This is a genomic window from Ornithinibacillus sp. 4-3 (genome assembly GCF_040958695.1).
GTDB lineage: Bacteria > Bacillota > Bacilli > Bacillales > Amphibacillaceae > CALAMD01.
The window spans coordinates 830,983-854,928 of sequence record NZ_CP162599.1 but is presented as its reverse complement, the minus strand read 5'-3'; the positions used below and the strand labels follow the sequence as shown (position 1 = coordinate 854,928).

Annotated in this window: 25 protein-coding genes and 1 pseudogene; 15 read left to right on the top strand and 11 right to left on the bottom strand. The window is 36.0% G+C overall.

Annotated elements, in window-relative coordinates:
* Positions 1-522 precede the first annotated feature (522 nt).
* Both AB4Y30_RS04305 and AB4Y30_RS04300 read left to right on the top strand, forming a co-directional pair.
* Positions 523-963 (top strand): hypothetical protein, encoded by a 441-nt coding sequence (locus AB4Y30_RS04305; protein ID WP_368654265.1) that lies wholly within the window; start codon positions 523-525, stop codon positions 961-963.
* Positions 964-1,263: 300 nt separating this feature from the next.
* Entirely contained in the window at positions 1,264-2,199 is a 936-nt protein-coding gene (locus AB4Y30_RS04300) for a DsbA family protein (RefSeq protein ID WP_368654264.1), read from the top strand.
* A 122-nt stretch (positions 2,200-2,321) separates the two neighbouring features.
* On the opposite strand, the gene AB4Y30_RS04295 is transcribed toward AB4Y30_RS04300, so the two are convergent.
* Positions 2,322-2,810 carry a MepB family protein gene (locus AB4Y30_RS04295; RefSeq protein WP_368654263.1) on the bottom strand — a complete coding sequence of 163 codons (489 nt, stop codon included), beginning with the start codon at positions 2,808-2,810 and terminating at the stop codon, positions 2,322-2,324.
* A gap of 13 nt (positions 2,811-2,823) precedes the next feature.
* Positions 2,824-4,200, bottom strand: coding sequence for a PLP-dependent aminotransferase family protein (locus AB4Y30_RS04290; protein ID WP_368654262.1), 1,377 nt, complete (start codon positions 4,198-4,200; stop codon positions 2,824-2,826).
* A gap of 161 nt (positions 4,201-4,361) precedes the next feature.
* Here AB4Y30_RS04290 and AB4Y30_RS04285 point away from each other — a divergent pair, with 161 nt between their 5' ends.
* A complete protein-coding gene (locus AB4Y30_RS04285; protein ID WP_368655167.1) occupies positions 4,362-5,252 on the top strand; it encodes a DMT family transporter in 891 nt (296 codons plus the stop codon).
* Positions 5,253-5,648: 396 nt separating this feature from the next.
* Here AB4Y30_RS04285 and AB4Y30_RS04280 read toward each other — a convergent pair whose 3' ends face one another.
* Complete coding sequence (locus AB4Y30_RS04280; RefSeq protein WP_368654261.1) at positions 5,649-6,287, bottom strand: hypothetical protein; 639 nt, start codon at positions 6,285-6,287, stop codon at positions 5,649-5,651.
* A 207-nt stretch (positions 6,288-6,494) separates the two neighbouring features.
* Here AB4Y30_RS04280 and AB4Y30_RS04275 point away from each other — a divergent pair, with 207 nt between their 5' ends.
* On the top strand, positions 6,495-7,019 hold the full coding sequence (locus tag AB4Y30_RS04275) for an Hsp33 family molecular chaperone HslO (RefSeq protein WP_368654260.1): 525 nt from the start codon (positions 6,495-6,497) through the stop codon (positions 7,017-7,019).
* A 135-nt stretch (positions 7,020-7,154) separates the two neighbouring features.
* A pseudogene (locus tag AB4Y30_RS04270) lies at positions 7,155-8,118 on the top strand (arsenic resistance protein).
* A 140-nt stretch (positions 8,119-8,258) separates the two neighbouring features.
* Here AB4Y30_RS04270 and AB4Y30_RS04265 read toward each other — a convergent pair.
* The 5 genes from AB4Y30_RS04265 to AB4Y30_RS04245 form a co-directional block, all read right to left on the bottom strand.
* Positions 8,259-8,744, bottom strand: a complete 486-nt coding sequence (locus AB4Y30_RS04265) for a GyrI-like domain-containing protein (RefSeq protein WP_368654259.1) — start codon at positions 8,742-8,744, stop codon at positions 8,259-8,261.
* Positions 8,745-8,921: 177 nt separating this feature from the next.
* Positions 8,922-9,734, bottom strand: a complete 813-nt coding sequence (locus AB4Y30_RS04260; protein WP_368654258.1) for a radical SAM protein — start codon at positions 9,732-9,734, stop codon at positions 8,922-8,924.
* A 37-nt stretch (positions 9,735-9,771) separates the two neighbouring features.
* Positions 9,772-10,689, bottom strand: coding sequence for a DNA-3-methyladenine glycosylase (locus AB4Y30_RS04255; protein WP_368654257.1), 918 nt, complete (start codon positions 10,687-10,689; stop codon positions 9,772-9,774).
* Between the two features lie 6 nt (positions 10,690-10,695).
* Positions 10,696-11,226: a methylated-DNA--[protein]-cysteine S-methyltransferase gene (locus tag AB4Y30_RS04250; RefSeq protein WP_368654256.1), complete on the bottom strand. Its 531-nt coding sequence runs from the start codon at positions 11,224-11,226 to the stop codon at positions 10,696-10,698.
* Positions 11,216-11,788 carry a bifunctional transcriptional activator/DNA repair enzyme AdaA gene (locus AB4Y30_RS04245; protein WP_368654255.1) on the bottom strand — a complete coding sequence of 191 codons (573 nt, stop codon included), beginning with the start codon at positions 11,786-11,788 and terminating at the stop codon, positions 11,216-11,218. Before AB4Y30_RS04245 ends, AB4Y30_RS04250 begins: the two co-directional genes overlap by 11 nt.
* Before the next feature lie 300 nt (positions 11,789-12,088).
* Here AB4Y30_RS04245 and AB4Y30_RS04240 point away from each other — a divergent pair, with 300 nt between their 5' ends.
* Positions 12,089-12,421 carry a GNAT family N-acetyltransferase gene (locus tag AB4Y30_RS04240; RefSeq protein WP_368654254.1) on the top strand — a complete coding sequence of 111 codons (333 nt, stop codon included), beginning with the start codon at positions 12,089-12,091 and terminating at the stop codon, positions 12,419-12,421.
* Positions 12,422-12,634: 213 nt separating this feature from the next.
* Here the strand turns inward: AB4Y30_RS04240 and AB4Y30_RS04235 are convergent, their stop codons facing one another.
* Positions 12,635-13,270, bottom strand: a complete 636-nt coding sequence (locus AB4Y30_RS04235) for a hypothetical protein (RefSeq protein WP_368654253.1) — start codon at positions 13,268-13,270, stop codon at positions 12,635-12,637.
* 519 nt (positions 13,271-13,789) lie between these two features.
* Between AB4Y30_RS04235 and AB4Y30_RS04230 the strand changes: the two genes are divergently transcribed.
* The 9 genes from AB4Y30_RS04230 (at position 13,790) to AB4Y30_RS04190 (ending at position 21,668) form a co-directional block, all read left to right on the top strand.
* A complete protein-coding gene (locus AB4Y30_RS04230; protein ID WP_368654252.1) occupies positions 13,790-15,496 on the top strand; it encodes a hypothetical protein in 1,707 nt (568 codons plus the stop codon).
* Positions 15,493-15,945 (top strand): hypothetical protein, encoded by a 453-nt coding sequence (locus tag AB4Y30_RS04225; protein ID WP_368654251.1) that lies wholly within the window; start codon positions 15,493-15,495, stop codon positions 15,943-15,945. Before AB4Y30_RS04230 ends, AB4Y30_RS04225 begins: the two co-directional genes overlap by 4 nt.
* A gap of 170 nt (positions 15,946-16,115) precedes the next feature.
* Positions 16,116-16,415, top strand: coding sequence for a hypothetical protein (locus AB4Y30_RS04220; protein WP_368654250.1), 300 nt, complete (start codon positions 16,116-16,118; stop codon positions 16,413-16,415).
* A gap of 122 nt (positions 16,416-16,537) precedes the next feature.
* Complete coding sequence (locus AB4Y30_RS04215; RefSeq protein WP_368654249.1) at positions 16,538-16,963, top strand: hypothetical protein; 426 nt, start codon at positions 16,538-16,540, stop codon at positions 16,961-16,963.
* A gap of 15 nt (positions 16,964-16,978) precedes the next feature.
* On the top strand, positions 16,979-17,461 hold the full coding sequence (locus tag AB4Y30_RS04210; RefSeq protein ID WP_368654248.1) for a hypothetical protein: 483 nt from the start codon (positions 16,979-16,981) through the stop codon (positions 17,459-17,461).
* A gap of 34 nt (positions 17,462-17,495) precedes the next feature.
* Complete coding sequence (locus AB4Y30_RS04205; RefSeq protein WP_368654247.1) at positions 17,496-18,530, top strand: glycosyltransferase; 1,035 nt, start codon at positions 17,496-17,498, stop codon at positions 18,528-18,530.
* Complete coding sequence (locus AB4Y30_RS04200; protein ID WP_368654246.1) at positions 18,527-19,609, top strand: polysaccharide pyruvyl transferase family protein; 1,083 nt, start codon at positions 18,527-18,529, stop codon at positions 19,607-19,609. The genes AB4Y30_RS04205 and AB4Y30_RS04200 overlap by 4 nt, the downstream gene beginning before the upstream one ends.
* Before the next feature lie 26 nt (positions 19,610-19,635).
* Positions 19,636-20,577 (top strand): glycosyltransferase, encoded by a 942-nt coding sequence (locus tag AB4Y30_RS04195; protein WP_368654245.1) that lies wholly within the window; start codon positions 19,636-19,638, stop codon positions 20,575-20,577.
* 206 nt (positions 20,578-20,783) lie between these two features.
* Complete coding sequence (locus AB4Y30_RS04190; protein ID WP_368654244.1) at positions 20,784-21,668, top strand: glycosyltransferase; 885 nt, start codon at positions 20,784-20,786, stop codon at positions 21,666-21,668.
* Between the two features lie 28 nt (positions 21,669-21,696).
* Here the strand turns inward: AB4Y30_RS04190 and AB4Y30_RS04185 are convergent, their stop codons facing one another.
* Positions 21,697-22,752: a polysaccharide pyruvyl transferase family protein gene (locus AB4Y30_RS04185; RefSeq protein WP_368654243.1), complete on the bottom strand. Its 1,056-nt coding sequence runs from the start codon at positions 22,750-22,752 to the stop codon at positions 21,697-21,699.
* Between the two features lie 50 nt (positions 22,753-22,802).
* Positions 22,803-23,906, bottom strand: coding sequence for a glycosyltransferase (locus AB4Y30_RS04180; RefSeq protein WP_368654242.1), 1,104 nt, complete (start codon positions 23,904-23,906; stop codon positions 22,803-22,805).
* Positions 23,907-23,946 lie beyond the last annotated feature (40 nt).

The window sequence follows — 23,946 nt, the reverse complement described above, 5'->3', positions numbered from 1 at the left end:
CCTAGATAAGAAAAATTCATTTTCAAAATAAGACCCGTTGCTCAAAACAGTGAAAAAGCAGTGATTATATCCCTGTAAAGAATAAACGGTGAGGCGAACCAACGATAGAAGTTCTAAAAAGACAAATATCACACTATACCTATTATGTAGAAGGACTTTGAAAAGTTAGAAGAGTATTTAATAAAGAAGATACTAAAAAAGAATCTATTATATTTTGTTTTATCGTCAATACTCTACACCTTGAACGAAAAGCGCAGAGCGCCCTTACAGGCTAAAAACGCGACGTCCTGTCGCAACGCCTGCACTAGCACGTCCTATGCGTCGAAAAACGTAGAGATTGGAGTGTCACAACCGAGATAAAGGAAGCACGGTGAGGTCACGAACCGATGTTGACTTATTGTAGGGAGTGACGCGAAATTTCATAGTTTTTGGCGCTCGGAGCTAGACATGGCTAACTCTGAATAAGAATAAATTTTTGCCAACTTTTATACTTTCTTATCCCATAAAAAAGGAGATCTGAAAATGAAAAATATGAAAAAGACGGTATCCCTATTTGGAATCAGTTGTCTATTGATGGGAATTATCGTTGCACCTTTTGCCTTTTTCTTTACCCGTTCTTTAGAGTCAGTAGAGGTAGCCACCTTCTCAGCAGACGAAACATTTCAAACTGCAGACAAAGCAAACTATACTACTTATCAAACCTCTAACGAAACAATTTCATGCCAAGATCAGGATGGGAATGATATTAACTTATTTCAAGGACATGATTCAAACATTGCTTTTACAAGTGATGACTTCATACATCGAGTACATGTCACCTGCAACGCTGACATTACAGCCTTCGAGGGAACATCTCCAAGAGCATTGCACTTAACAAGCGGTTTATTCCTTGCATCACCTATCCTCATTGGTATAGGCATATGGACAATTAGGCAAAATAGAAAGTTTGTAGATTCAAATTAATCTCTGATTCTCTCTTTTACTCTTTAAACAAAATAACAAACAGCAAGTAACTTATTATTAATTTTCGCTATGATTACCACTCTCCTTACTTATGGCAATGGCTTACTAGCAATTTTTTTTTTATTTTATTGCAGGTGTGATGGGATTTATGCGGAATTCTAAAACTAAGTAAACAACATTATAAAATCAAAAGACTGGTTAACTATAACCTGTAATCTATGGTAACAAACAAATTGATTTCCATCAGATTTAATCTGATCTATAATAAAGCAGCGAACAAAAAAGAAACGAGGAAATAAAATGGATAATCAAAAGAATAATACTATGGTCTGTGACTTAGAAACTGGTGTTTGTGGTGTTTCTGATTCATCAGAGGAAATAGAAATGATTAATTTTAATAAACCAGAGAAGGAAGTTACTCTTTACTATGTAACAGATCCAATCTGCTCACATTGTTGGGCAATTGAACCTACTTTACGCCGTTTTATCAAACAATACGAGGATTATTTTATCTTCCAACCTGTTATGGGTGGTTTATTAGAAAAATGGCATGATGGCCCGATTGATCCAGCGAATGGCATCTATAAACCAGCAGATGTTGCTCCACATTGGCGAGAGGTCGGAAATCATTCAAGAATGCCGATTGATGGTTCTGTTATGATCGACAATCCAGTACAATCTTCTTATCCAGCTTCTCGAGTATTTAAAATTATTCAAAAGAAATACAAGGAAGAGACTGCATTAGAATTTTTACGACGCACAAGAGAAGCACTTTTCCTTTTCAATAAGAATGTGTCTGATAGAAATATTTTAATCGACATTGTAAATAAGCTTGATTTGCCTGGAGAAGCTATTATTCAAGAAGCAGAACAGCCTATTGGACAACAATTACTTAAAGAAGATTTTCAACAGGTCGCAAATTTAGGTGCTAGAGGCTTCCCTACAATTATTATGATTAATAAAGAGAATCAAGGAGTACGAATTGTTGGTGATCGCCCATTAGAATACTATGTAAAAGGATTAAAACAAGTCTTGGGTAATGAGGATATCCAGCCTAAATCCCAGCCATCCCTTTCTCAGCTACTAGAAATGGAAAAACTTTTATTCTCTAAAGAAATTGAAATGATGTATGATATAGAGCAAGAAGATGTGGATACATTTGTGAATAAAGAACTTGCTAACGATCAATATCAAAAGGAAACAATTCTTGGAGAAGATTATATTGCAAAAATATAATTGTTTTCTTTTAAAGACAAAGTGAAATTTCTTTATAGTTACCAGAATAATCTAATATGCAAAAAGACGTTTCTTTTAGTAGAAGCGTCTTTTTTATCCAAACATTAAAATCATTTAAAGCCTTATTCAAAATAATAGGATAACATTTGTTCACTGTCGATTTCGTTAGACAGATCAATAAAATAGATTTCCTGGCATTTTTGAACTTTCATTGCGTTCTTATTTAGTTCCTTTTCCCATTTTGGATAAACTCTTATTGCCATCTTCCCTTTAGTGTCCTTAGTTCTAAGAATTCCCCTTTTCAATAGCTCTAATTTTGGAATAATAAATTGTCCTTTTTTGTCATCATCCAAAATGGTAATAATAACTTTATCAGGCGTTTCATCAAATGAGTATGCTTGATTTTCATTATTTATATTCTTATACCAAAAAACTACAAAATAACCTTTTTTCTTTGGTGTTTTCTTAGCTAGTCTACTTCTAAAATCATGAGTGTTTATCCTAAAGGTAAGTCCTTCATATTCCTCATTTTGTTTCTCTTCTTTGATGTTCGTGATTTGGTATTTCTGATCAGTAGGAAATAATTGTTTTATTAATTCCATTGTTTGCATGATTCATACTCCTTTACAACAATAAAGACTTATTTGATAAAAAACAGCTTTTTCTACTATTTAACAAAGTAATACAGTTAGCTAATTGTTCTATACCAGGTTTTATTTGTTTTGCTTCCACTTGAGAAATACTTATCCGCAGTAAATTTTCCCGCTTATATTCCGGTAAGAACATTCTTGAAGCATCATCAACATATATTTGCTGCTCATTCAATCGATGGACTACTTGTTTGGCAGTCACATTTTCTGGCAAACGAATTGCTATATAAAATCCGGAAGTTGGTTTAGAAAAATATGTATTCGTAGGTAATAAGGCTTCGCATGCTTCTTGAAGAAGCTGCATTTTAGTATGATAGATCTCTTTTATTTTCTTTAAATGACTCTGAAACATCCCGCTTTTCAGGTAGATTTCTAATGCTCCTTGGGAAAGAGCCGGACTATTGAAATCTGAGCTAAATTTATATCGTAAAAAATTACTAATCATTAATTTGGGTAGAACAACAGTAGCAATCCTTAGCCCTGGAAGAAAGATTTTTGAAAAGCTTTTAATATAAATCACTCTTTCCGAAGGGTCAAAAGAAAATAAAGGATCTGACTTTGCATTTGGATCAAGATCACCTAAAAAATCATCTTCCACAATATACACATCGTATTTTTCAGCTAATTCAACAATTTTCTTCTTTTCTCTATTTGAGTAGCAATGTCCAAGCGGATTATGAAATCTCGGGATAATATAGAAAAATTTTATATCATTATTTCGGAAAATGTATTCCAACCGATCAAAATCGATTCCCTCCATCGATAAGTCAATTCCAAAAGTCGTAGTTTGCTGAAGCTGAAGAGACTCAATGAATCCGAAATAAGTAGGTTGCTCAATCAGAATATTATTTTTCCCATTTGGAAATGGCATAGAAACTAATAAATTAAGAGCCTGTTGCGAACCAGATACAACAACTAGCCTTTCTGGTTGCGTGAATACCTGTAAATCCTGTAAATACTTTGCTACCTGTGCACGTAAGGAATATAACCCTTGCTGATCAGAGTAAGTAAAGAGTTCCTCCTTATAATGTTCAATGGCTTGATTCATACAATGTTGAAAATCAACATAAGGCATTGCATTTTTATCTGGGCCAGCAGAAAGAAAATCAATTTCTTTATTTTCGTTTATCTCATTTTGAAATTCATTGACAACATAGTAGCCACTTTTAGGAACAGCATAAATTAAATGCTCTTTTTCTAGCTCCACATATGCTTTTATCACCGTATTTTTGCTACATGAAAATTCCTTAGCCAGATGACGAATAGATGGAAGTTTACTACCAGTAACAAGCGATCCATTAGTTAGTCGAAGCTTAATTTCTTCCATTATATTTATATATTTCGGGTTCATTTATTCCACCTCCTTTATCTGTACCAGGACAGATAGATAAATGAATAGTATGCTTTTGATTTTGTACCTATTAATATTTGAATTATAGCAGAATTATCACTAAGAAAAATGAAAAACAGTACAGATAGGTTACAAAATAAAAAGACAGGGGCTGAATAATGGTGCAGAGAGAAAATAAAGAAAAATTAGGATTATTGTTAGGATTAGTAGGTGTTATTTGTTTTAGTTTAACACTTCCTGCGACAAGTATCGCAGTCGAATACTTTGGCACAACTATAGTTGGTTTAGGTAGAACCGTTGTGGCGGCTGTTCTAATTGCTATTATATTTATTGTTCGAAAAGAAAAACTACCTTCTCTTCGTCAATTCAAAAGCCTAATTATTGTCGCTGTTGGTGCAGTTTTAGGATTCCCTCTCCTCACTTCTTGGGCCATGGAATCCTTACCTGTTTCTCATGGAGCAGTGGAATTAGCATTATTACCATTAGCAACAGCAGGATTTGCTATGTTAAGAGCAGGTGAAATCCCTTCTCGCAAATTTTGGATTTCAAGTATCATTGGCTCTTTAGCTGTTATTATCTATGCGCTTTATCTTGGATTCGGCCAATTGCAATTTGCTGATTTAGCCTTACTCGCAGCTGTAATTATACTTGGGCTTAGTTATGCGGAGGGTGGAAGGTTATCGAAAGAATTAGGCAGCTGGCAAGTGATTGCCTGGGCAATTATGATTGGAGCTCCTTTTTTCATTATTCCAGTTGGAATGAATTTTACCGTAGACATGCTTCAAGCTCCTGTGCAGGCTTGGATCAGCTTTATTTACCTCGCTATTATCAGCCAGTTTCTAGCATATGTTGCTTGGTATGGAGGAATGGCTATGGGAGGAATCGCAAGAGTAAGTCAGCTTCAATACTTACAACCATTTTTGATGATCCTATTTGCAACGTTATTTCTAGATGAATCGATTACATTCTTCACGATAATTGCAGCAGGGATTGTCGTTCTTTCTGTTATAACAGGGAAAAATGCCCCTGTGTTGAGGAAAGAAATTTCCTAACTAAACATTTAGCATGAACTTTTGAGAAATAGCGCTATATCATCTGTAAAAAAAGCAACCTTATCTCAAAAGGGATCAGGTTGCTTGAATCTATTACTATCAAATACGCAAACATAGTTTTAATACCAATTTTATTACGGGACTTGCTGAAATGCTTCTTGTAAAATATAGTAAGATTGTTTTAATCTTGCAGAAATCCATTACAGCTGGTGTCTACCTGCCATCGCAAAAGCAAAGGTTACAATTGCCACAATCAACGCTGTAAATGCAAGGACAGAAAAAATAGTCATACTTATCTCCCCTTTTCCAGGTGAATTTCATCGGATTTTAATAAAATAATTATATCATAGCTAATAAAGCCGAAATGGAATATCATCTCGGCTTTGTCAGTTATTGTTATTTTTTAGCATCCTCTTTATCCATATCCAAGTAAAATTGATCTGTTCGAGAAAGATAGCGTCCATCTTTATGACGTTCTTTTGCTTTTTTAATTCGCCCTTGTGCATACATAGCAAGTGGTAAAAATCCAAGCGCATATCTTCCATGTTTTCCTACCTCAAAGTCTGGTAGTATTGCTTCGACAACGGTAGGAAAAATTGTAAATACTAATACAAGCATAACTAATAAAGTAATTTCATTTTGAAACTTACCAAACGTTTTAGTAAGCTTTTTTCCAAATACAAAAATAAAAGAAAGAACATACACCATCACTAAACAAAAGCCTGCATATACCATGATAAAGTATGCAGCATGCCTAGCATTATCTCCAATTAAAAAGTTAATTGGCTCTCCTTGGAACAATATTCCTTCCGGGTTTGCGGTAAATGTAAAGAATACAATCACCATATAACCTACCATAAAGAACATGAAAAACACGAGGAGGAATAAAACAATACTCCATAAAATAATGAAAATTCCTCGAATAATTTTGAGCACCAGACCTGCTCCAGGTATTTTACTTAAAAAATAAAAAATAGTTATCACAACAAGTGTAACGATAACAAGCATTAAAGTTGAAAATATTTCATCTGCCATCCTTTTTACTCCTTTGTTTCTGCAATTTGCAGAAGCATCTATTATATTATGATAAACAGATTTGGGATTTTCTTACAATAGGAAATTATCATTAGTTCACTTATCGATTTTCCAAAAAGAATACTTTATGCCTATTTTTAAAATCCTCTCTTGAACCTTACGTCACGTTACGTTTTATAGTGTACATAGAAAGGAAGGAGAGATAAAATGAAGAATACAATTGTTAAAACGCTTATTTATGATAATCAAGTGCGCTTATTCTTTGCAAATAATACAGAGCTAATCAATAAAATTTTAACAAAAAATAAAAACATCCATCCTATTCACAAACAAATGTTAGGAAAAACGATCTCTGTTATTAGTATACTGACAGGCACTTTAAAAGGAGAACAAAGAATAAGTCTACAAATAACATTAAGTGAGCCAAAATATAAAATCTTTGCTGATGCTGATGCTAAAGGAAATGTTCGCGGATACCTTAATGATGCACTACTCCATGCTCCCATGCAGCATGACACGTCATTTGCTGATTTAATTGGCTCTAAAGGAACTATTCGTGTAGTAAAAGGGTCTGCAATGAATCAATTTATCGGAATAACGGATATGCCATATCAAAACATTATTGATGATATATCGCATTACTTTATTCAGAGTGAGCAAACACAAACATATATCGCTGCTAATATTAGCTTTACAAATGACAATAATATTCAGTTTAGCTCAATTCTTTAACAAGCTGATAATCTGTAATGAAAATATTCTCTTTAGAGTCGCTCTATAGACTTAAAAATCCTTCAATGCTAAAATTTATGTACGATATATATTCGCTAAGCATGATAGGAGAATGAATGAAAAATGCTTCGAAACGTGAGGATCACTAAGAAAAAATTAGAAACCCAACAAATTTGGATATATGCTGTTGCACTTCTGCTTGGAGGATTATTAGGAGTGTTAACTAAGGATTTCGGAGCAAGATTAGATTGGACAATTTCACCATTGATAGCCGTACTAATGTATGGGATGTTTGCACAAATTCCATTTTTAAAATTACGTGAGGCTATGTCAAATTTCAAGTTTATAACCGCTTTATTATTGGGAAATTTTATAGCTGTTCCTATTATTGTATGGGTATTAACAATGATATTCCCACAATCACCACCGATTTTATTAGGAGTTTATTTAGTCTTACTTACACCATGTATTGATTATGTCATTGTTTTTACGCAACTAGGCAAGGGAAATGAGAAATTAATGTTAGCTTCCACTCCTATCTTATTTATAGTACAAATAATGTTACTACCATTATATCTATGGATATTTATAGGTGAAGAAATGGTAGGAATTGTTCATATAGAACCATTCCTTGAAGCTTTTTTAGTACTTATTGTTATACCTATCATTATAGCTATATTTACTCAACTTTGGGCTAAGAAGCAGGCATTAGGCGAGAAGGTATTAGATACGACAACATGATTACCTGTCCCATTTATGGCTTGCGTATTATTTGTAGTAGTAGTTTCTCAAATCGGTAAAATATACAATGAATTCGGTATGATTATACGTGTGATTCCAATATATTTTAGTTTTAATCATTACCCCATTTGTATCACATTTTATCGCATACATGTTTAAATTGGATAAAAGTGCAGGAAGAGCATTAATTTTTAATATAGGAACAAGAAATTCTCTTGTTATTCTTCCATTGGCACTTGCATTACCCGAAGCTTGGGCAACATTAACTGCAGCTATCATCGTCACACAAACCATTGTTGAATTAATAGGAGAATTATTTTATATCAAGATAATTCCTAAACTAATCATGAAAGATTGAAATAATGAAACGGTTTTAACTCTATCTTCCCTAGCTAAAGCCGTTTTCATGTAAGATATTTTTTATCAGTAGTTCCATAGTATAATCATCCAACCACTTATGATCTAAAAATTCTTGTTTTCCAATTTTAATAAGATTCGTTATGATTTTTCTATAGGTATCCATATTTCAAATGGAGGATTACTTATATCTATATGATTTGTGTGCCTTTCGTGTTTTATCGGCAATTCATCATAATATTGGATACTCTGTTCTTTAAAAGCTTTGTACTCACTTCCCCTTATCCATTCCATAATTTTCAGATAAGTTTTTTCAATACTTTCACCCTTATGCTTTGTTACTAAATAAGTCATTTCTGGAATATTGATTTCAACCATCCCATCAGGTAGCTGCTGTTTTTCCTCTACTTCATAGACAGAATAATAAACAAAACCATCTGGTCGAAGATGATAAGACAGGCCTAATCTTATATTTTTATTTACAGCATATTCAAGTGTATCCACCCTACTCACTGAATCCTGAATCACATCTTTAATTGTTTCAATTTCAGTGAATGGAACATCACATTTTAGTCCCATTGCACGATAAGCAGGAAGCGTTTTAATTTCATAATCAAAGTTTTTCATTATTTATAGCTCCTTCAACAATAATTTGTGATTCCCTTTAAGTGTAAAGTTTAGTTAAATACTTTTCAAATAATTATATCTGTACTAAACCACTAATAACACTCGCTTTTACTGCCAATTTCTTTTGGATTAAATTTCTTTCGGATGGAGTTAATTGGTGGGTTGTTGACATCGGAATTAAGGCATAAATCCTGATTGGCTAATATAGATCTGATCAGAATTAAAATGTTTTTCAAAACGTCTATACAGTTTTAAGTAAGTATCTTTTTCATACCATTTTTCCATCTGGAGTTCTTCATATTTTTGATGTACACCAAGCTTTGCAGTTCGTTTTCCACCACTTCCATCACCCATAAAATAATCATCTATACAAACTCTATCAACGACTTCAGACAATATGGCAGGAAAATCCTTAGAGCTTGGCAAAAGTGGTGCTATAGTTACTTGAGTGGGAATATGATTTTCCTTAAGCTTACGTAACGCTTTTAACCTACCTTGAATAGGTGGTGCATAGGGGGTAAAGTGTTTTCTAATATTCTCTGAATCTGTTTCGATAGTCATACTTACACGTACACGCTTGTCTAATTGTTTAATTAGATCAATATCCCTTAATACAAGCGAACTTCTCGTTTGAATAAATAAAAAATCTGGTGGATTATTAACCATAACCTCCAAAAGAGAACGAGTGATTTCCTCCTTATATTCTGCTGGCTGATAGGGATCCGTACTAGATGACATAAAAATTGTGACAGGTCCTTTGGCTTTTTCACGAACTAATTCCTTTTCTAATATACTTGCCGCATTTTCTTTTACATCTAACCAGCTTCCCCAGCTCTCATCACGAAATATTTGTACAGGTAGCTGACGAACATAGCAATAAGAACAGCCAAAGGCACAACCAACATATGGATTTAATGTATGGCTATACCCCTTTAAGAATCCAGTTCCTTTATTTAATAAGCTTTTTGAATTTGTATATTTTTTATTCATCTGATTACCTCTTCACTTGTTTCTAAAATCATTTCATTTAATACAATGTTCTCCACAGATAAAAAGTCGCATAAGATTCCCAGTTTTTCCATGTAGAAGCCAATAATCTTATTTCCTCTTTTGTTGGTTTTCTTTCCATTCCTTTTAGAAATTTAATGGCATTGATTAATCCAACATCATCAATAGGGAAGGCAGCTGGATAGCGAAGGCAACGCATCAATACATAATTAGCCGTCCATGGTCCAATCCCACGAATTTTAATTAATTCCTTTTCAGCTTGATTAAAGTCATCAAAACCTAGCATTTTTTCTTTTGATAAATGTCCACTTTTCATCAACTTTGCAATATCGATAATATATTCGCTTTTTTTCCTTGTCATTTTTATATCTGCCATATCTTCAGGAGTTAATACAGCTATTTCTTCAAAGGAAGGGAAAATCCAATACTTCTTATCGTTATAGTCCAATGACTTACCAAATTTCTCTACAAAATGACGTTTTAAGGTGTATGCAAATTTGAGATTGATTTGTTGACCTAAAACTCCCCAGCATAAAGCTTCAAATAAATCATCTATCCCAATAGTTCTCAGCCCATAAAACTGCTCGATTGGCTGCTTCAATAAGGGGTCCTGATAGCCCATTTCGTAAAATAGGGTAAGATCATTATCAAGATCGAACCATTCGCAAATATAACGAACGACGGCTTCTTTATCTGCTAATGACTTGGGCTTTGTTTCCCCTAAAAACTCAACACATAAACATTTCTTATCTCTTTCACTTATACGTGCTAATATACAGACATTGTTTACCTCAATCACACGAGTAATTAAATGATCTTCAATTTCATACATACATTCATTTGGATCTCTTAACAAATAGTCCAGATTTACCTTAAAATCAAAAGCTTCTGGTGTTTCAATCAAAATATCTTGATCTTCTTCCTTCCAAGCTCTCATCCTGCATTACTCTCCCATCTCATTTGATTTTTCAAGTGCAAGTAATGCTTTTTTCATCTCCAAACCACCTCGAAATCCTGTTAAATTACCATTTTTAGCAACGACTCTATGGCATGGAACAACAATCATTACTGGATTTGCACCATTAGCCGCGCCAACTGCTCGTACCGCTTTTGGCTTGCCAATTTTATTAGCAAGATCAGAGTAAGAAACTATTTCACCATAGGGAATATTTTGTAACTCATTCCACACGGTTTCTTGAAAAATCGTACCATTTAAATCAACAGTGATATCAAATGTTTTTCTCTTTCCATCTAAATATTCCTTAAGCTGATAAGCATACGGGCTAATTTTCGTTTCATCCTCGGTAAGTGTTGCACCCGATTTGTTTTTATCTACCCAAGCTCTTAGCTCGTTTATTCCTTCTTTTTGAGAACCAACGAAGCATAGCCCTTTGTCTGTTGCTGCAATATAAATGGACCAGTCTTTGTGATTTATATTTCCATAATAAACGAATTGGTTTTGTTTATTTTTCATTTTTACACTCCTCTTTGTAATTTTTTCTATAATGACTTGGTGTCTGCTTATTTTTCTCTTTAAATACTGTTGAAAACCTTGCAGAATTCGGAATTCCAACTAGTTTTGCAATCTCTTGTATCGACAGATCAGTTTGAACTAAATATATTTTTGCCTCTTCCATCCTAATCTGTTGTAAATATTCTAATGGAGTTATGCCTTTGATTCTTTTAAAAACTCGGTGTAGATGATAAGCACTACCATGGCAATGATCGGCTATATAATCTAAGGTTAAAGGCTTCGAGTAATTTTCCTTTATATACATTTCAATATGTGTAATCCATTCTTCATCAGGCAAACGACTACCACCTGATTTACATCTTTTACATGGTCTATACCCTGCTTCTACTGCAGCTGCCGCATCTCTAAAAATAGTTACATTATCAAAATTTGGTACTCTTGATTTACAAGATGGTCTACAAAAGATTTTAGTTGTTTTAACCGCATAAAAGAATTGCCCATCATAGCTCTGATCATTTTCAATAATTGCCCTTTGTTGTTCTTCTGTTGGCTTTTTCATCATGACCTCACCTCTAGTTAAATTGTACATGGTTTACAGATAAAAAAACATATTTCAAGTTAAATAGCAAGATATGAAAACTTTTCAAAAACTATGTGTTCTTAGTAAATTATGATTTGTATTTCCTTTATCATCATTTTTTCCTACAATTAAAATAAAGGAGGGAGAAATAAAATAAGTATTGAAATAAGAAAAGCCAAACTAAATGATATTGAACTTGTAACAAAATTAGTTTCGAAACTTTTATCAGAATTAAGAGGAACGGCTACTTCAAGTGAAAGCTTAGTAAACGCCTGTACGGAATTGCTAAAAAAAGATGAAGAACAATGGAGGACTGCCTTCTTAGCTTTTAAAGATAAAGAATGTGTCGGTGTGCTAACTATTTATGAAGCTATGGCTTTATATGCATCCGGTACTTTTGGTATTATTCAAGAATTATATGTAGCATCAAAAGTGCGAAGTGAAGGTGTTGGTGAACAATTAATTGTTGCTGCAAAAAAACATGGCAAAAAATATGGATGGAATAATTTAGAAGTTGGAACTCCAAATCCTGAAATATGGAATAGAACAATTTCCCTTTATAAACGTTTAGGTTTTACAGAGATTGGCTTCCGTCTGAAACATCCTTTAAAATAAGTTAGTAAAACTTCTATAGGGTTTAGTTGCTCATACTATTGTTTCTTTAGAAATTTATAGCAGAACAATGCAAAAGGTCGCTCTTAAATAGAAACGATCTTTTTTATTTATTAGAAATCTAGAAAATTGAAAATATACATGCAAAATAATGCCCTTTGACTCTCGATAATTTTTCTTATCTTGTTGCATGAGTCGTTGAAATTAATTAATTAATTAATTAATTAAATCTTCCTCGCTTAATCCGCTCATTTGAAATGCTTCTCTTTTATTATCATAACGTGCTATAAAGGAAACTTTATCTTCTGTTATTTTCATATAAGTATAAACAATGGCTTGTCCTCTTACCTCACCATTATCTTCATACCATATCCCTTCTTGTTCCAGGACAATATCATGTTGTTTAGCAAAGCGATTTATTGTGATCAACTTAAGGTTTGCTCGTTCTAACCAGCCTTCTAAATGATGGCTTCCACTAATTGATCCCTTAGGTCCGTTAATTTCAATGTCTGAATGAGTCAATTCAAGCATTGAAGGTACATCTTTCATATTCGACTTTTCAATCCATTTTTCAGCTGTTTCAATGGTAGATGTGATTATTGATTTTTTCATTTGATGTTGATGAAAAGAAGTAGAACGTTCCATAAGCTCTTGTTCGCTCATATTAAAAACGTTTAGTAGAAGTTCTTTAACCTCTTGTTGGTTTAATTTATCTATTAATAAATAGGATTGAATTAAGGATTCCCTTAAAGTGTAAAATTGTTTTTCTGAAATTATATCTTCAACAGTCTTTGCTTTAATATCTGTGTACCTCATCTTTACATCTCCTTCGTATTCTATTTCTCTTAACATTCTCTTTCCTCTTCATTATATATAAATCCTATTTCAAAACTCCTTCAAACCCATTTTTCATGAATATAAGAATAATAGTAGTCTGTCTATACTGACTTGTCAGCACTGAATATATTGTTTGAGAACGTTGTATTTGTTAATCCCTTATTTAGCAAGTACATCTGTTTGAAATACCTATTTCTAAGGAAAGGAGAATAATAATGTCCCAACCCAGTCTACCAAATTTTACCCCAAATGTATCTCTAACAAGGGACGATGCAATTAACCTGTTATTAGCTTCCATTGCGATGGAGGAATTAGGACTTGCCCATATTATTAATGCGGAGGGAGAAAAAATCCAATATTCATTGGGAACTCTCCCTGGTCTAACAATACCAGCAACATTACCTGAAATATTAGAAGTAAATGAAGCTGTTCAAGATATGCTCGCAATGGCGATGAAAAAAGAATTACTATTGGACAATAAATTAAAACAAGTAACTAGCATTATTCCAGATGGAGGTTCTACACCGGGGCCAAGTGGACCTATGGGACCTACGGGGCCTACTGGACCAGCAGGTGCTACAGGACCAGCAGGTGCTACAGGGCCAGCAGGTGCTACAGGACCAATGGGTGCTACGGGACCAGCAGGTGCTACAGGACCAATGGGTGCTACAGGACCAGCAGGTGCTACAGGGCCAGCAGGCGCTACAGGGCCAGCAGGCGCTACAGGACCAGCAGGTGCTACAGGACCAGCAGGTGCTACGGGACCAGCGGGTGCTACAGGACCAGCAGGTGCTACGGGACCAGCGGGTGCTACAGGACCAGCGGGTGCTACGGGTGCTGACGGTGCTACGGGACCAGCGGGCGCTACAGGGCCAGCGGGCGCTACGGGACCAGCGGGTGCTACAGGGCCAGCAGGCGCTACGGGACCAGCGGGTGCTACGGGTGCTGACGGTGCTACAGGGCCAGCAGGTGCTACAGGACCAATGGGTGCTACGGGACCAGCAGGTGCTACAGGACCAGCAGGTGCTACAGGACCAATGGGTGCTACGGGACCAGCAGGTGCTACAGGACCAGCAGGTGCTACGGGACCAGCGGGTGCTACAGGACCAGCAGGTGCTACGGGACCAGCGGGTGCTACGGGACCAGCGGGTGCTACGGGTGCTGACGGTGCTACGGGACCAGCGGGCGCTACAGGGCCAGCGGGCGCTACGGGACCAGCGGGTGCTACAGGGCCAGCAGGCGCTACGGGACCAGCGGGTGCTACGGGTGCTGACGGTGCTACAGGGCCAGCAGGTGCTACAGGACCAATGGGTGCTACGGGACCAGCAGGTGCTACAGGACCAGCAGGTGCTACGGGACCAGCGGGTGCTACAGGACCAGCAGGACCTACAGGACCAGCGGGTGCTACAGGATCGGCAGGTGCTACGGGACCAGCGGGTGCTACGGGTGCTGACGGTGCTACAGGGCCAGCGGGCGCTACAGGACCAGCGGGCGCTACAGGACCAGCAGGACCTACAGGACCAGCAGGTGCTACGGGGCCAGCAGGTGCTACAGGACCAGCAGGTGCTACGGGACCAGCGGGCGCTACAGGACCAGCGGGTGCTACGGGTGCTGACGGTGCTACAGGGCCAGCAGGTGCTACGGGACCAGCGGGTGCTACAGGACCAGCAGGTGCTACAGGGCCAGCGGGCGCTACAGGACCAGCGGGCGCTACAGGACCAGCAGGTGCTACAGGACCAGCAGGCGCTACAGGGCCAGCAGGTGCTACGGGTGCTGACGGTGCTACAGGGCCAGCGGGCGCTACAGGGCCAGCAGGTGCTACAGGGCCAGCGGGCGCTACAGGACCAGCAGGTGCTACGGGGCCAGCAGGTGCTACGGGTGCTGACGGTGCTACAGGGCCAGCGGGCGCTACAGGACCAGCGGGTGCTACAGGACCAGCAGGTGCTACAGGGCCAGCAGGTGCTACAGGACCAGCAGGTGCTACGGGACCAGCGGGCGCTACAGGACCAGCAGGTGCTACAGGACCAGCAGGTGCTACAGGACCAGCGGGTGCTACGGGGCCAGCAGGTGCTACAGGACCAGCAGGTGCTACAGGGCCAGCGGGCGCTACGGGACCAGCGGGCGCTACAGGACCAGCAGGACCTACAGGACCAGCAGGTGCTACAGGACCAGCAGGTGCTACGGGTGCTACGGGACCTGCATTTGCAGAAAACGGTTTTTCTGCCACTCAAGGAACAATGACTGTAACAGGCTCTGAACAATTAGTCAGTTGGCAGACGGTAGCGACACCTGGTTCTTATCCTAACCCTAACTTTAACGCATTAGATGGAATTTACACAGTTCCTGAAACAGGTCGTTATTCTATTAGTGCAACAATTAACTACCAAACGACTGCTGCAATTACCCTTAGCCTAGGAGCAGGAGTAAACCCAGCATTTGCTGTTCAACGAATTACGCCAGATCCTGCAACATTAGTAACTGGTCTATTCCCTATACTGAACATTCAGGTTACCCTACTCACATTAAGAGCTGTATTAGGAAACGGAACCGTGACTCTTGCAAGAGAAGTCGAACTTACTGCCGGCGACCAGATTGGCCTATTCTATATAGCTAATGGTCTAACTATTGGCTTAGACTTAGGTGGTTCCGGACAGCAAGGAATCTTCTGGTCTATCAATCAAATTGCATAAATAATCTGAATTGTAAAATCAACACTCGATAGCCAGGCTTGCGGAGAAATAAATTATTTCTCCGCAAGCTTTTTTTCTTTTCTTAATGGCATTTGGAACAGCCTAAATGGTATAGACATACGATAGTTGTATGCTAACAGATATATGTCTAATAAGGAGGAGGAAGCGATTTGTCACAAGCAAATATTCCAAATATTACACCTGAAATTTCGATCGACCGTGATGATGTCATTAATTTATTATTGATTTCTATAGCTTTTGAAGAGCTTGGTCTAGCCCATATTATTAATGCAGAGGGAGAAAAAATTCAATATGTATTAGGTACCTTAAGGAGCTCGCCTAAAGCACTTCCAGATTTGAAGGATTTACTTAAAATAAATAATAGTGTCCAATCAACATTAGAAACCGTATTAAAAAAAGAATTATTACTACAAACAAAGCTTAAAAATATATTGGAAATACTTGAGTAAATATGTAGATTGAAAAATATTTACTCAATGACTGTCTCGCCGAAACAAGGAATAACTGTGTGATTATCATCAACTTTTATTCTCTAGATATTTATATGTTTCCAAAACTAGGAGGTAAAATTATGTCAATGCCAAATGTTCCAAATATCACTCCGATTGTCTCACTGAAACGTTGTGAAACAATAAATTTACTTCTATCCTCTATTGCCTTAGAAGAAATAGGGCTATCTCACATCTTAAATGCAGAAGGAGAGAAGCTTCAAGCATTTTTAAAAAAATCACATCATGGTTTAAAGGATTTCTTAACCATTAATGATAGTGTCAATAAAACATTGCGTACAATTGTTAAATCCCAGATGCTTCTTCAATTTAAACTAGAAGATGTGACAGCTTTAGATGAAGCATGTGATTGTAAATGTAGACACAAAAAGCCAGTACACAAGAACCACGATTGCAGCAATAATTTCTATGAAGAACTAGGTTATCATCCTTCAACTAAATGTGATTGTGAAGATTGTAGAAACAACAGGCCTTGTTCTAAAAAATAAAGGAGGTAAAAGAAGATGAAGTACAGTGGTTCATCTGTGAAAGACAAATTATATAAATGTGAATCAAATTATATAGTCTTTACACACATTTTCTTATATTTCCTAATTGAATATTTTTATGTACTTCATGATGAAAGAGAAAATATACTTGATGATGAGAGAAAGGAATTGGAGAGAAAATTGCTTCTTTCTCTCTCATCCCTTGAAAAAATTCATTATCACTTTTTTCACCAAAAAGATTTAATTGAAGAAATTTATTATTCCGATGTACCTATAATCGCCCTAAATAATGATGTGTCGGATGAATATATTAAAGAGGATATCCGTAAGCAAATCATCGAACTAAGAGAACTAATAGATAAGTGCTCTTTCTTACTCAAATCGTATAAAATTCGATGTATGGATACTTTACACCTACTGCTAAGCTATTATCCTAAAGTAACTATTATTAACACTGCTCCTTCCCCTCCTTGGTTATCGATTTCGTCAAATATATGAAGGGAGCCAACATAACAAATAAGGAGGAATTTAGGTGGAAACAAAACCAATGATAAGCTTATGCATGATTGTCAAAAACGAAGAGACCTTTCTTGAAAAATGCTTATCCAGTGTAAAGAACTTTGTAGAAGAAATTATTATTATAGATACTGGTTCCACGGATAGTACAATCGATATTGCTCAACGATTTCAAGCGAAAATCTTTCACTATAAGTGGGATAACCATTTTGCAAACGCAAGAAACAAAGGAATTGCCAAAGCTACAGGTGAATGGATATTGTGGCTGGATGCGGATGAATATTTAGATATACAGGATGCTGAAGTATATAAGGAAATAATAAAAAATAAGGATACCAATCTACTCTTTTTGCCTATAACCAATTTAACAGGTGATCGTATAGACGACCCAAACCACAACGCTCATATTCATTATCAACCTCGGTTATTTCGTAATCACCAGGGCATTAAATTTATCAATCCGATTCATGAATCATTAGACGGAGAGCGCGAAAATCTCACAACCGATGTATTAGACCTTCCTATCCTGCATTATGGCTACATTAATGAGGTCTCTATAGAAAAAGATAAATCAACTCGGAATAAAAGAATTCTAAAATTAGAAGAGAAGAAGGAAAACCATAGTCCTTGGGTCGAATATCATCTTGCTAGTGAGTATTATCGTAATAAAGAATATAATCAAGCCTTCGAATATGTTAATAAATCTATTTTCAATTTTTTATTAGCAGGGCAAAAACCTCCCTCTATCCTCTATAAACTGAAATATGACATGTTTATTCAGACTAATAGCATGAACCAAGCACTCCCTGGTATTGAAAAAGCACTGCTTCTCTATCCAGATTACGTTGATCTACATTTTTATAAAGGCCTCTTTCTCTTTCATCAATCTGATTATGAAGCTGCAAAAACATGCTTCGAAAAATGCCTAGAATTAGGTGAAAGTCATCCCAGCTACTTAATTCTAAAAGGTGTTGGAAGTTTTCGGGCCACGCATTATAAAAAGACTTGCTTAGAGAAATTAGAAGCATCAAATAAAGGAGAGAAAAAATGAAACGTGTTTTATATATAGGCTGGATTGGTTATAACAATTTAGGCGATGAATTAATGTATGAATGTTTTAAAGAAGAATTCTACAAGCTAGGGAATTCATATAAACTTGATTTGGTAAATAATGAAAAACGTTATCTCGATAATGCAAACCTCGCCGATTATGATTTGATTGTACTTGGCGGTGGCTCTATTTTAAGTGGTGCAGATTATCCGATTCAGCCTTATATTATTGATACTTTATATCGGGCATTACAATTGAATAAAAAAATCATGATTTGGGGATCAGGTATTGATTGGGTACCTAAGTCTTATATTTCAGATGCAAAAATCGATTTTCTAAAAACAACAGAGTCATTTCGTAAAAAGCTAAATACGGTTTTTGATCAAAGTGTCTGGAGTGGTGTCAGAGGCCCATTATCACAACAAGTATTACAGCAAGTTGGTGTAAAAAATGAGGTTCTCATCAGTGGAGATCCTGCATTTTTATTATCAGATCCTATGAATAAAAATTTATTCCCTCCCCCATTTCTTGCTGACGATAAAGTAATTGGTGTGAATTGGGGGACTTCCTATCATCGTATCTATGGTGGAAATGAATTCACGCTAGAGGATCGATTTGCCAATGCTTTAAATCAACTGGTTGAGAAAGGTTATAAGATTTATTTTTATATTATGTGGGAAACAGATCTTGAGCCGACCAAACGTTTAGCCGCTAAATTAACTGACCAATCTGCTTATAAATTAGATGAGAAACTTTATTCAGCAGACAGGTTAATGGCTTTAATGAAGCATTTTGTTTTTACAATTAATTTTAAATTGCATGCAAGCTACCTCTCCCTTGCAGCTCAAGTGCCTTTTATTGCATTAGCATATCGTTTTAAAGCATTTGACTTTGCTCTTTCTATTCTTTTGGAAGAACTGGCTATCGCAACAGATGAGGTAAATTTAGCTGATCAGATTATTTCATTGGAAGAAAAAATCTTGAAAGAGTCTTCTGATATTATTGAAATCATGGAGAAGCATAAGCAATACTATCGCTCAAAATTGAAAGAACCATTTGAGCAAGGCTTATATATATAAAGTATTTCCAAAAGGATGCGATGAAAATGAAAAAGTTAAAGCTGTTATTTATGACACGTGATGATCAAACCTACACCGTTCCTGCATCATATTACTTTATCCAAGAGCTTCAAAAAATAACCGAATTACATGTATCTCATCAATCTGGTAACATCCAGAAGATTCTTGATGATATCCAGTTTGAACCAGACTTTATCTTTTTTAATGATTATTTAGAAAATGGTTCTCCAATTGTAACAGGACTTCAGGATTTAAGTCTCCCCTTTGCAGTTGGGTTGCATGATTTACACTTTCAAAGGCCTTTACGAAAAACAATGATTGAAAAGGAAAATATTCAGCATGTTTTTACCTTTTATCGGGATAAGTTTTTGCAGTGGTACCCTGAATTTGCATCCCTTATGCACTGGCTGCCACATCATGCTCATGAAGAAATTTATAAAGACTATAAATTAAAAAAAGATATAAGTATCTTGCTTACAGGTTCCGTTTTAGAGGATTTTTATCCGTTACGTGCCATGATGCAGATGCGCCTAAAAAATAGAGATGACTTTGTCCATTATCCACATCCAGGTTACCGGAAAATTTTAAAGGGAGAAAAAAATGTCTTCGTAGGAGAAAATTATGCTAAGGAGTTGAACCGTTCTAAAATCGTTTTAACATGTGATTCTGTTTTTAAATATCCATTAATGAAGTATTTTGAAATTACAGCTTGTAATGCCCTACTAATTGCCAGTTATTCTAAAGAATTAGGTGATTTAGGATTTATACCTGGTGTTAATTTTGTTGCAATTGACGAACTCTGCTTTGAAGAACAAATTGATTATTATCTAAATCATGAAAAAGAAAGAAAAATAATCGCCCATAACGGCATGATGCTGACAAAAGAAAGACATACAACCAAAATACGTGCTGTGGAATTCCTGACAAAGATAGAATCTATTTTAAAGCAAACATCTTCAGGAAAATAAGCATGTATTTTGGATCTTTTCGCATCCATAGAAATTACTTTTTGCTATTTAGACAACTCTCATGTATTTCTATCCACTCCCTGCTCATTTCTGGCAATTCCTTTCTCTACATTGGATAAGCATACATCCTTTTTTTCAAACTACACATACACTGGTAAAGCATAAGCAGTATAAATCGCAACTAAATAAAGGCAGGTTAAAATATTATGGATCAGAAAAAACTCTTGATATGTTATGGGCGAACAAGCTTCACACCCGGGAGATATTTAGAGGACGCTTTTCGAAATATTGGTGTAAAGATAGATGTATACACATCCTTGATTGATTTTTCAAAGATTGCCATTGATAGGTATAACGCTGTTCTATTTATTGAAAGTCCTGCTCTCCCTCCAGTTAAAGTAAAGAATATCCATCTGGCAAAACTGCCAAAATTGTTTTGGATTCATCATGGAGAAAACCGACTCACAACAAATAAGGGATTAATTCACCGATACCAGCCGGATCTTATATTAATGTCACACTCCTTGCATTTAGCAAAACATTTTCCTGTACCAGCCAAATTCTTTCCATTTGCAATGGCAAAGCATATTTTTAATCATGATACACCTCTTAAGAATAGACCTGTTGATATTACCTCCGTTGGAACATTAGACATTAATATGTATCAAAAACGGATACAAGCTATTAAAAAAATAAAAGAAAAATTTCAAGCAAATTATCAATTATCTTTTAATAAACGCGTATTCCTACATGATCTTGCTAAAGCTTATGGGCAATCCAAGCTCATTATCAACCATACAGCAGATACTATTAAAAGTCTTAATATGCGTATTTTTGAAGGGGTAGGCTGTAGTTCCCTTGTACTAACCGATGAGGTTCCTAAATTAGATTCCTTATTTGAAGATGGCAAGCATCTTGTTTTGTTTGATTCCCACCAAAACCTTATGGAGAAAATTGATTACTATCTAACACATCTTGATGAAGCTCAAGTAATTGCATCAGCAGGTTATCAGCATCTTCTTCACCACCATACCTATGAGCATAGAGCAAAAACTTTATTAGATTGGATAGAAAAAGGATTACAGCCATAAGGGCTTGTAATCCTTTTTGCTAATCAAATTACCATAGGAAGCATTCTATAAAAGCTTTTTCAATAAGAGGTTGGTAAACATCTTGTTTGCCCTGATATGTTTCTTTTATATTTTCTTCTTCATGAATTATTGTATCAACAAGTTGAGCTATTTTTTCATCCATTTGTTCTTCACTTGTTGATAAAACAAAATGTTCCAAGTCAAGAGAGGAGAATAAATCAAACACTTTAAATCGATACCCTAATGCAATCGCTGGCACACCAGCAGATAAAGATAATAAATTAGGATGTAATTTAAAATTAATCGTCAACAAACAATTAGATAACTTCTTCATCAGTTCTTCTTCTGTATAGAGTTTCTCTTCAAATATGACATTTTCCGAATCATCTATTTGTTTATAAAAACTCCGACACGCAGGAAAATCTTTATCCCACACAGCATAAATAGATATTTGATAACCCTTGGCTATTAATTTCTTTGTTGCCTGCACTAATTCTTTTTCCAATCTCTTTTCATTAGTGCCATACAAGTTATTTCCGGTTGTTCCCCAATTAATTCCGATTTGCTTTTTTGCTTTAGCTTCCGTAGAGGAATGTGTTAATAATAATCCAGGATCACCAATAATTGGAACTGTTTCTACTCCAGTTAATACTTCAAGCACTTTCTTTGTATATGGTCCTCTTACTCCAACAAAGTCTGCTTTTAAAAGAACTTCACGTAATTGCCTAATTTCTTCTCCCTTAAAACGTTGAATAGCTGGAGGCTTTTTTCCTTGCTGGATTGCTTGCAATACTGTCTCAGGAATACGGTCAATCCCACTACCCCAGATGACTACTTTCTTTTTCATTTTTATCGCCTTGTGTAAAAGCTGGATGTACGCAGGTGAAATTAAAGAACCTCCGCCTAAAACAACTGTATCATAAGGTTCTAATTCCTGAATATTTACAGATGGAAAGGAAGGAATAACGGTTATTGGTTTAGATGCAAAATACTTTTTGACTAAAGAATAAAAGCTATTCCACATCAAGTCATCACCTAAATTTCGATAGCCAATCCAGCCAATATATAAAATTTTTTTATTCATTATCAACACACCTTTATTTTAATGTCATCTCACCCCATTCTTATCTATATTTAAATCTTCTCTTGCACATGCTTTTCCTTAAACGCTTTAAAGAACGCTTCATTATACAAAACCTGCTCATCATTGGGACGATAATATTTAGCTTTTTGATTATGCTCTTCAGCCAACCCCTTCTCCCCTATCTGCCAATAACAAACACAAAGCTGGAGATGTGGATACCATGTGGAATAACTCTGCTGCTGAAATCCTTGATGATCGTCTAGTTCTATCTCTATTGCTAATTGGTACCAAATGATTGCCTTTCGAAATAAATGTTTTTCCTTGAATAAGTCTCCAATTCGGCAAGAAACCTCGGGTCTTGGAACATCATAGACAATAGATAGTGCAAGTGCCTCAATTTCTTTCTCCGCATTGCCTAACATTCGGTAACATGTAGCCATATTAATGCAAGCCCGAATTTCATCTTCCACCCAGCCTTTTCTTGTAGCCAAAAATTCCCGATAATAAATAACCGCTTTCTGATAAAACCCATGATCCTTTAATTCATTTGCATAATAAAATAAAGCTCTTGGACTAAATACTTCTCCTTGTTCCAATCGTCTTTCATATATTTTCAAATTGCGATCGTTCGCGGGATCTATATTCGATTTATCTGATTTACGATGTGTAATAGCAATATCAGAAGCGATAATATTTCCAGACACGTCCAAATATTCATGTACAGGTTCAATCCATTTAAAACAACATTCCCGTTTTACTAAACGATTTCTTCGATAACTAAAGGTTGGATTACCAAATTCATCAAAAGCAATATGGTAAAGCATCGATACCGCATCCACTGAATCATCTAGCTCTTCCTTTAATTTTTGGAATTTCTTTTGTTCTTCCCTTTCCAATACATCATCTGCATCCAGCCATAAAATATAGGAAGAGGTTGCTTGATCAAATGCAAAGTTTCTCGCAGCGGAGAAATCATCTACCCATGTGAAATCAATGACTTTATCTGTGTATTTCTTTGCAATTTCCTTCGTACTATCGGTTGAACCAGTATCTACAATAATTATTTCATCACAGATTCCCTTTACACTATCCAAACATTGACACAACACCTCTTCCTCATTTTTAACAATCATACAAAGACTTATATTTACCATATCTCTACACCACCAATAAACAAGATATAGTAGTATATGA

What these genes read in the sequence shown, in the direction of transcription:
- AB4Y30_RS04225 (WP_368654251.1), top strand. Translation starts at nt 15,493, where the DNA reads ATGACTGTAACAGGCTCTGAACAATTAGTCAGTTGGCAGACGGTAGCG.
- AB4Y30_RS04185 (WP_368654243.1), bottom strand. Translation starts at nt 22,752, where the DNA reads ATGAATAAAAAAATTTTATATATTGGCTGGATTGGCTATCGAAATTTA.
- AB4Y30_RS04210 (WP_368654248.1), top strand. Translation starts at nt 16,979, where the DNA reads ATGAAGTACAGTGGTTCATCTGTGAAAGACAAATTATATAAATGTGAA.
- AB4Y30_RS04305 (WP_368654265.1), top strand. Translation starts at nt 523, where the DNA reads ATGAAAAATATGAAAAAGACGGTATCCCTATTTGGAATCAGTTGTCTA.
- AB4Y30_RS04255 (WP_368654257.1), bottom strand. Translation starts at nt 10,689, where the DNA reads ATGAGAGCTTGGAAGGAAGAAGATCAAGATATTTTGATTGAAACACCA.
- AB4Y30_RS04280 (WP_368654261.1), bottom strand. Translation starts at nt 6,287, where the DNA reads ATGGCAGATGAAATATTTTCAACTTTAATGCTTGTTATCGTTACACTT.
- AB4Y30_RS04195 (WP_368654245.1), top strand. Translation starts at nt 19,636, where the DNA reads ATGAAAAAGTTAAAGCTGTTATTTATGACACGTGATGATCAAACCTAC.
- AB4Y30_RS04235 (WP_368654253.1), bottom strand. Translation starts at nt 13,270, where the DNA reads ATGTTAAGAGAAATAGAATACGAAGGAGATGTAAAGATGAGGTACACA.
- AB4Y30_RS04275 (WP_368654260.1), top strand. Translation starts at nt 6,495, where the DNA reads ATGAAGAATACAATTGTTAAAACGCTTATTTATGATAATCAAGTGCGC.
- AB4Y30_RS04180 (WP_368654242.1), bottom strand. Translation starts at nt 23,906, where the DNA reads ATGGTAAATATAAGTCTTTGTATGATTGTTAAAAATGAGGAAGAGGTG.
- AB4Y30_RS04295 (WP_368654263.1), bottom strand. Translation starts at nt 2,810, where the DNA reads ATGCAAACAATGGAATTAATAAAACAATTATTTCCTACTGATCAGAAA.
- AB4Y30_RS04265 (WP_368654259.1), bottom strand. Translation starts at nt 8,744, where the DNA reads ATGAAAAACTTTGATTATGAAATTAAAACGCTTCCTGCTTATCGTGCA.
- AB4Y30_RS04200 (WP_368654246.1), top strand. Translation starts at nt 18,527, where the DNA reads ATGAAACGTGTTTTATATATAGGCTGGATTGGTTATAACAATTTAGGC.
- AB4Y30_RS04245 (WP_368654255.1), bottom strand. Translation starts at nt 11,788, where the DNA reads ATGATGAAAAAGCCAACAGAAGAACAACAAAGGGCAATTATTGAAAAT.
- AB4Y30_RS04190 (WP_368654244.1), top strand. Translation starts at nt 20,784, where the DNA reads ATGGATCAGAAAAAACTCTTGATATGTTATGGGCGAACAAGCTTCACA.
- AB4Y30_RS04215 (WP_368654249.1), top strand. Translation starts at nt 16,538, where the DNA reads ATGTCAATGCCAAATGTTCCAAATATCACTCCGATTGTCTCACTGAAA.
- AB4Y30_RS04290 (WP_368654262.1), bottom strand. Translation starts at nt 4,200, where the DNA reads ATGAACCCGAAATATATAAATATAATGGAAGAAATTAAGCTTCGACTA.
- AB4Y30_RS04250 (WP_368654256.1), bottom strand. Translation starts at nt 11,226, where the DNA reads ATGAAAAATAAACAAAACCAATTCGTTTATTATGGAAATATAAATCAC.
- AB4Y30_RS04260 (WP_368654258.1), bottom strand. Translation starts at nt 9,734, where the DNA reads ATGAATAAAAAATATACAAATTCAAAAAGCTTATTAAATAAAGGAACT.
- AB4Y30_RS04300 (WP_368654264.1), top strand. Translation starts at nt 1,264, where the DNA reads ATGGATAATCAAAAGAATAATACTATGGTCTGTGACTTAGAAACTGGT.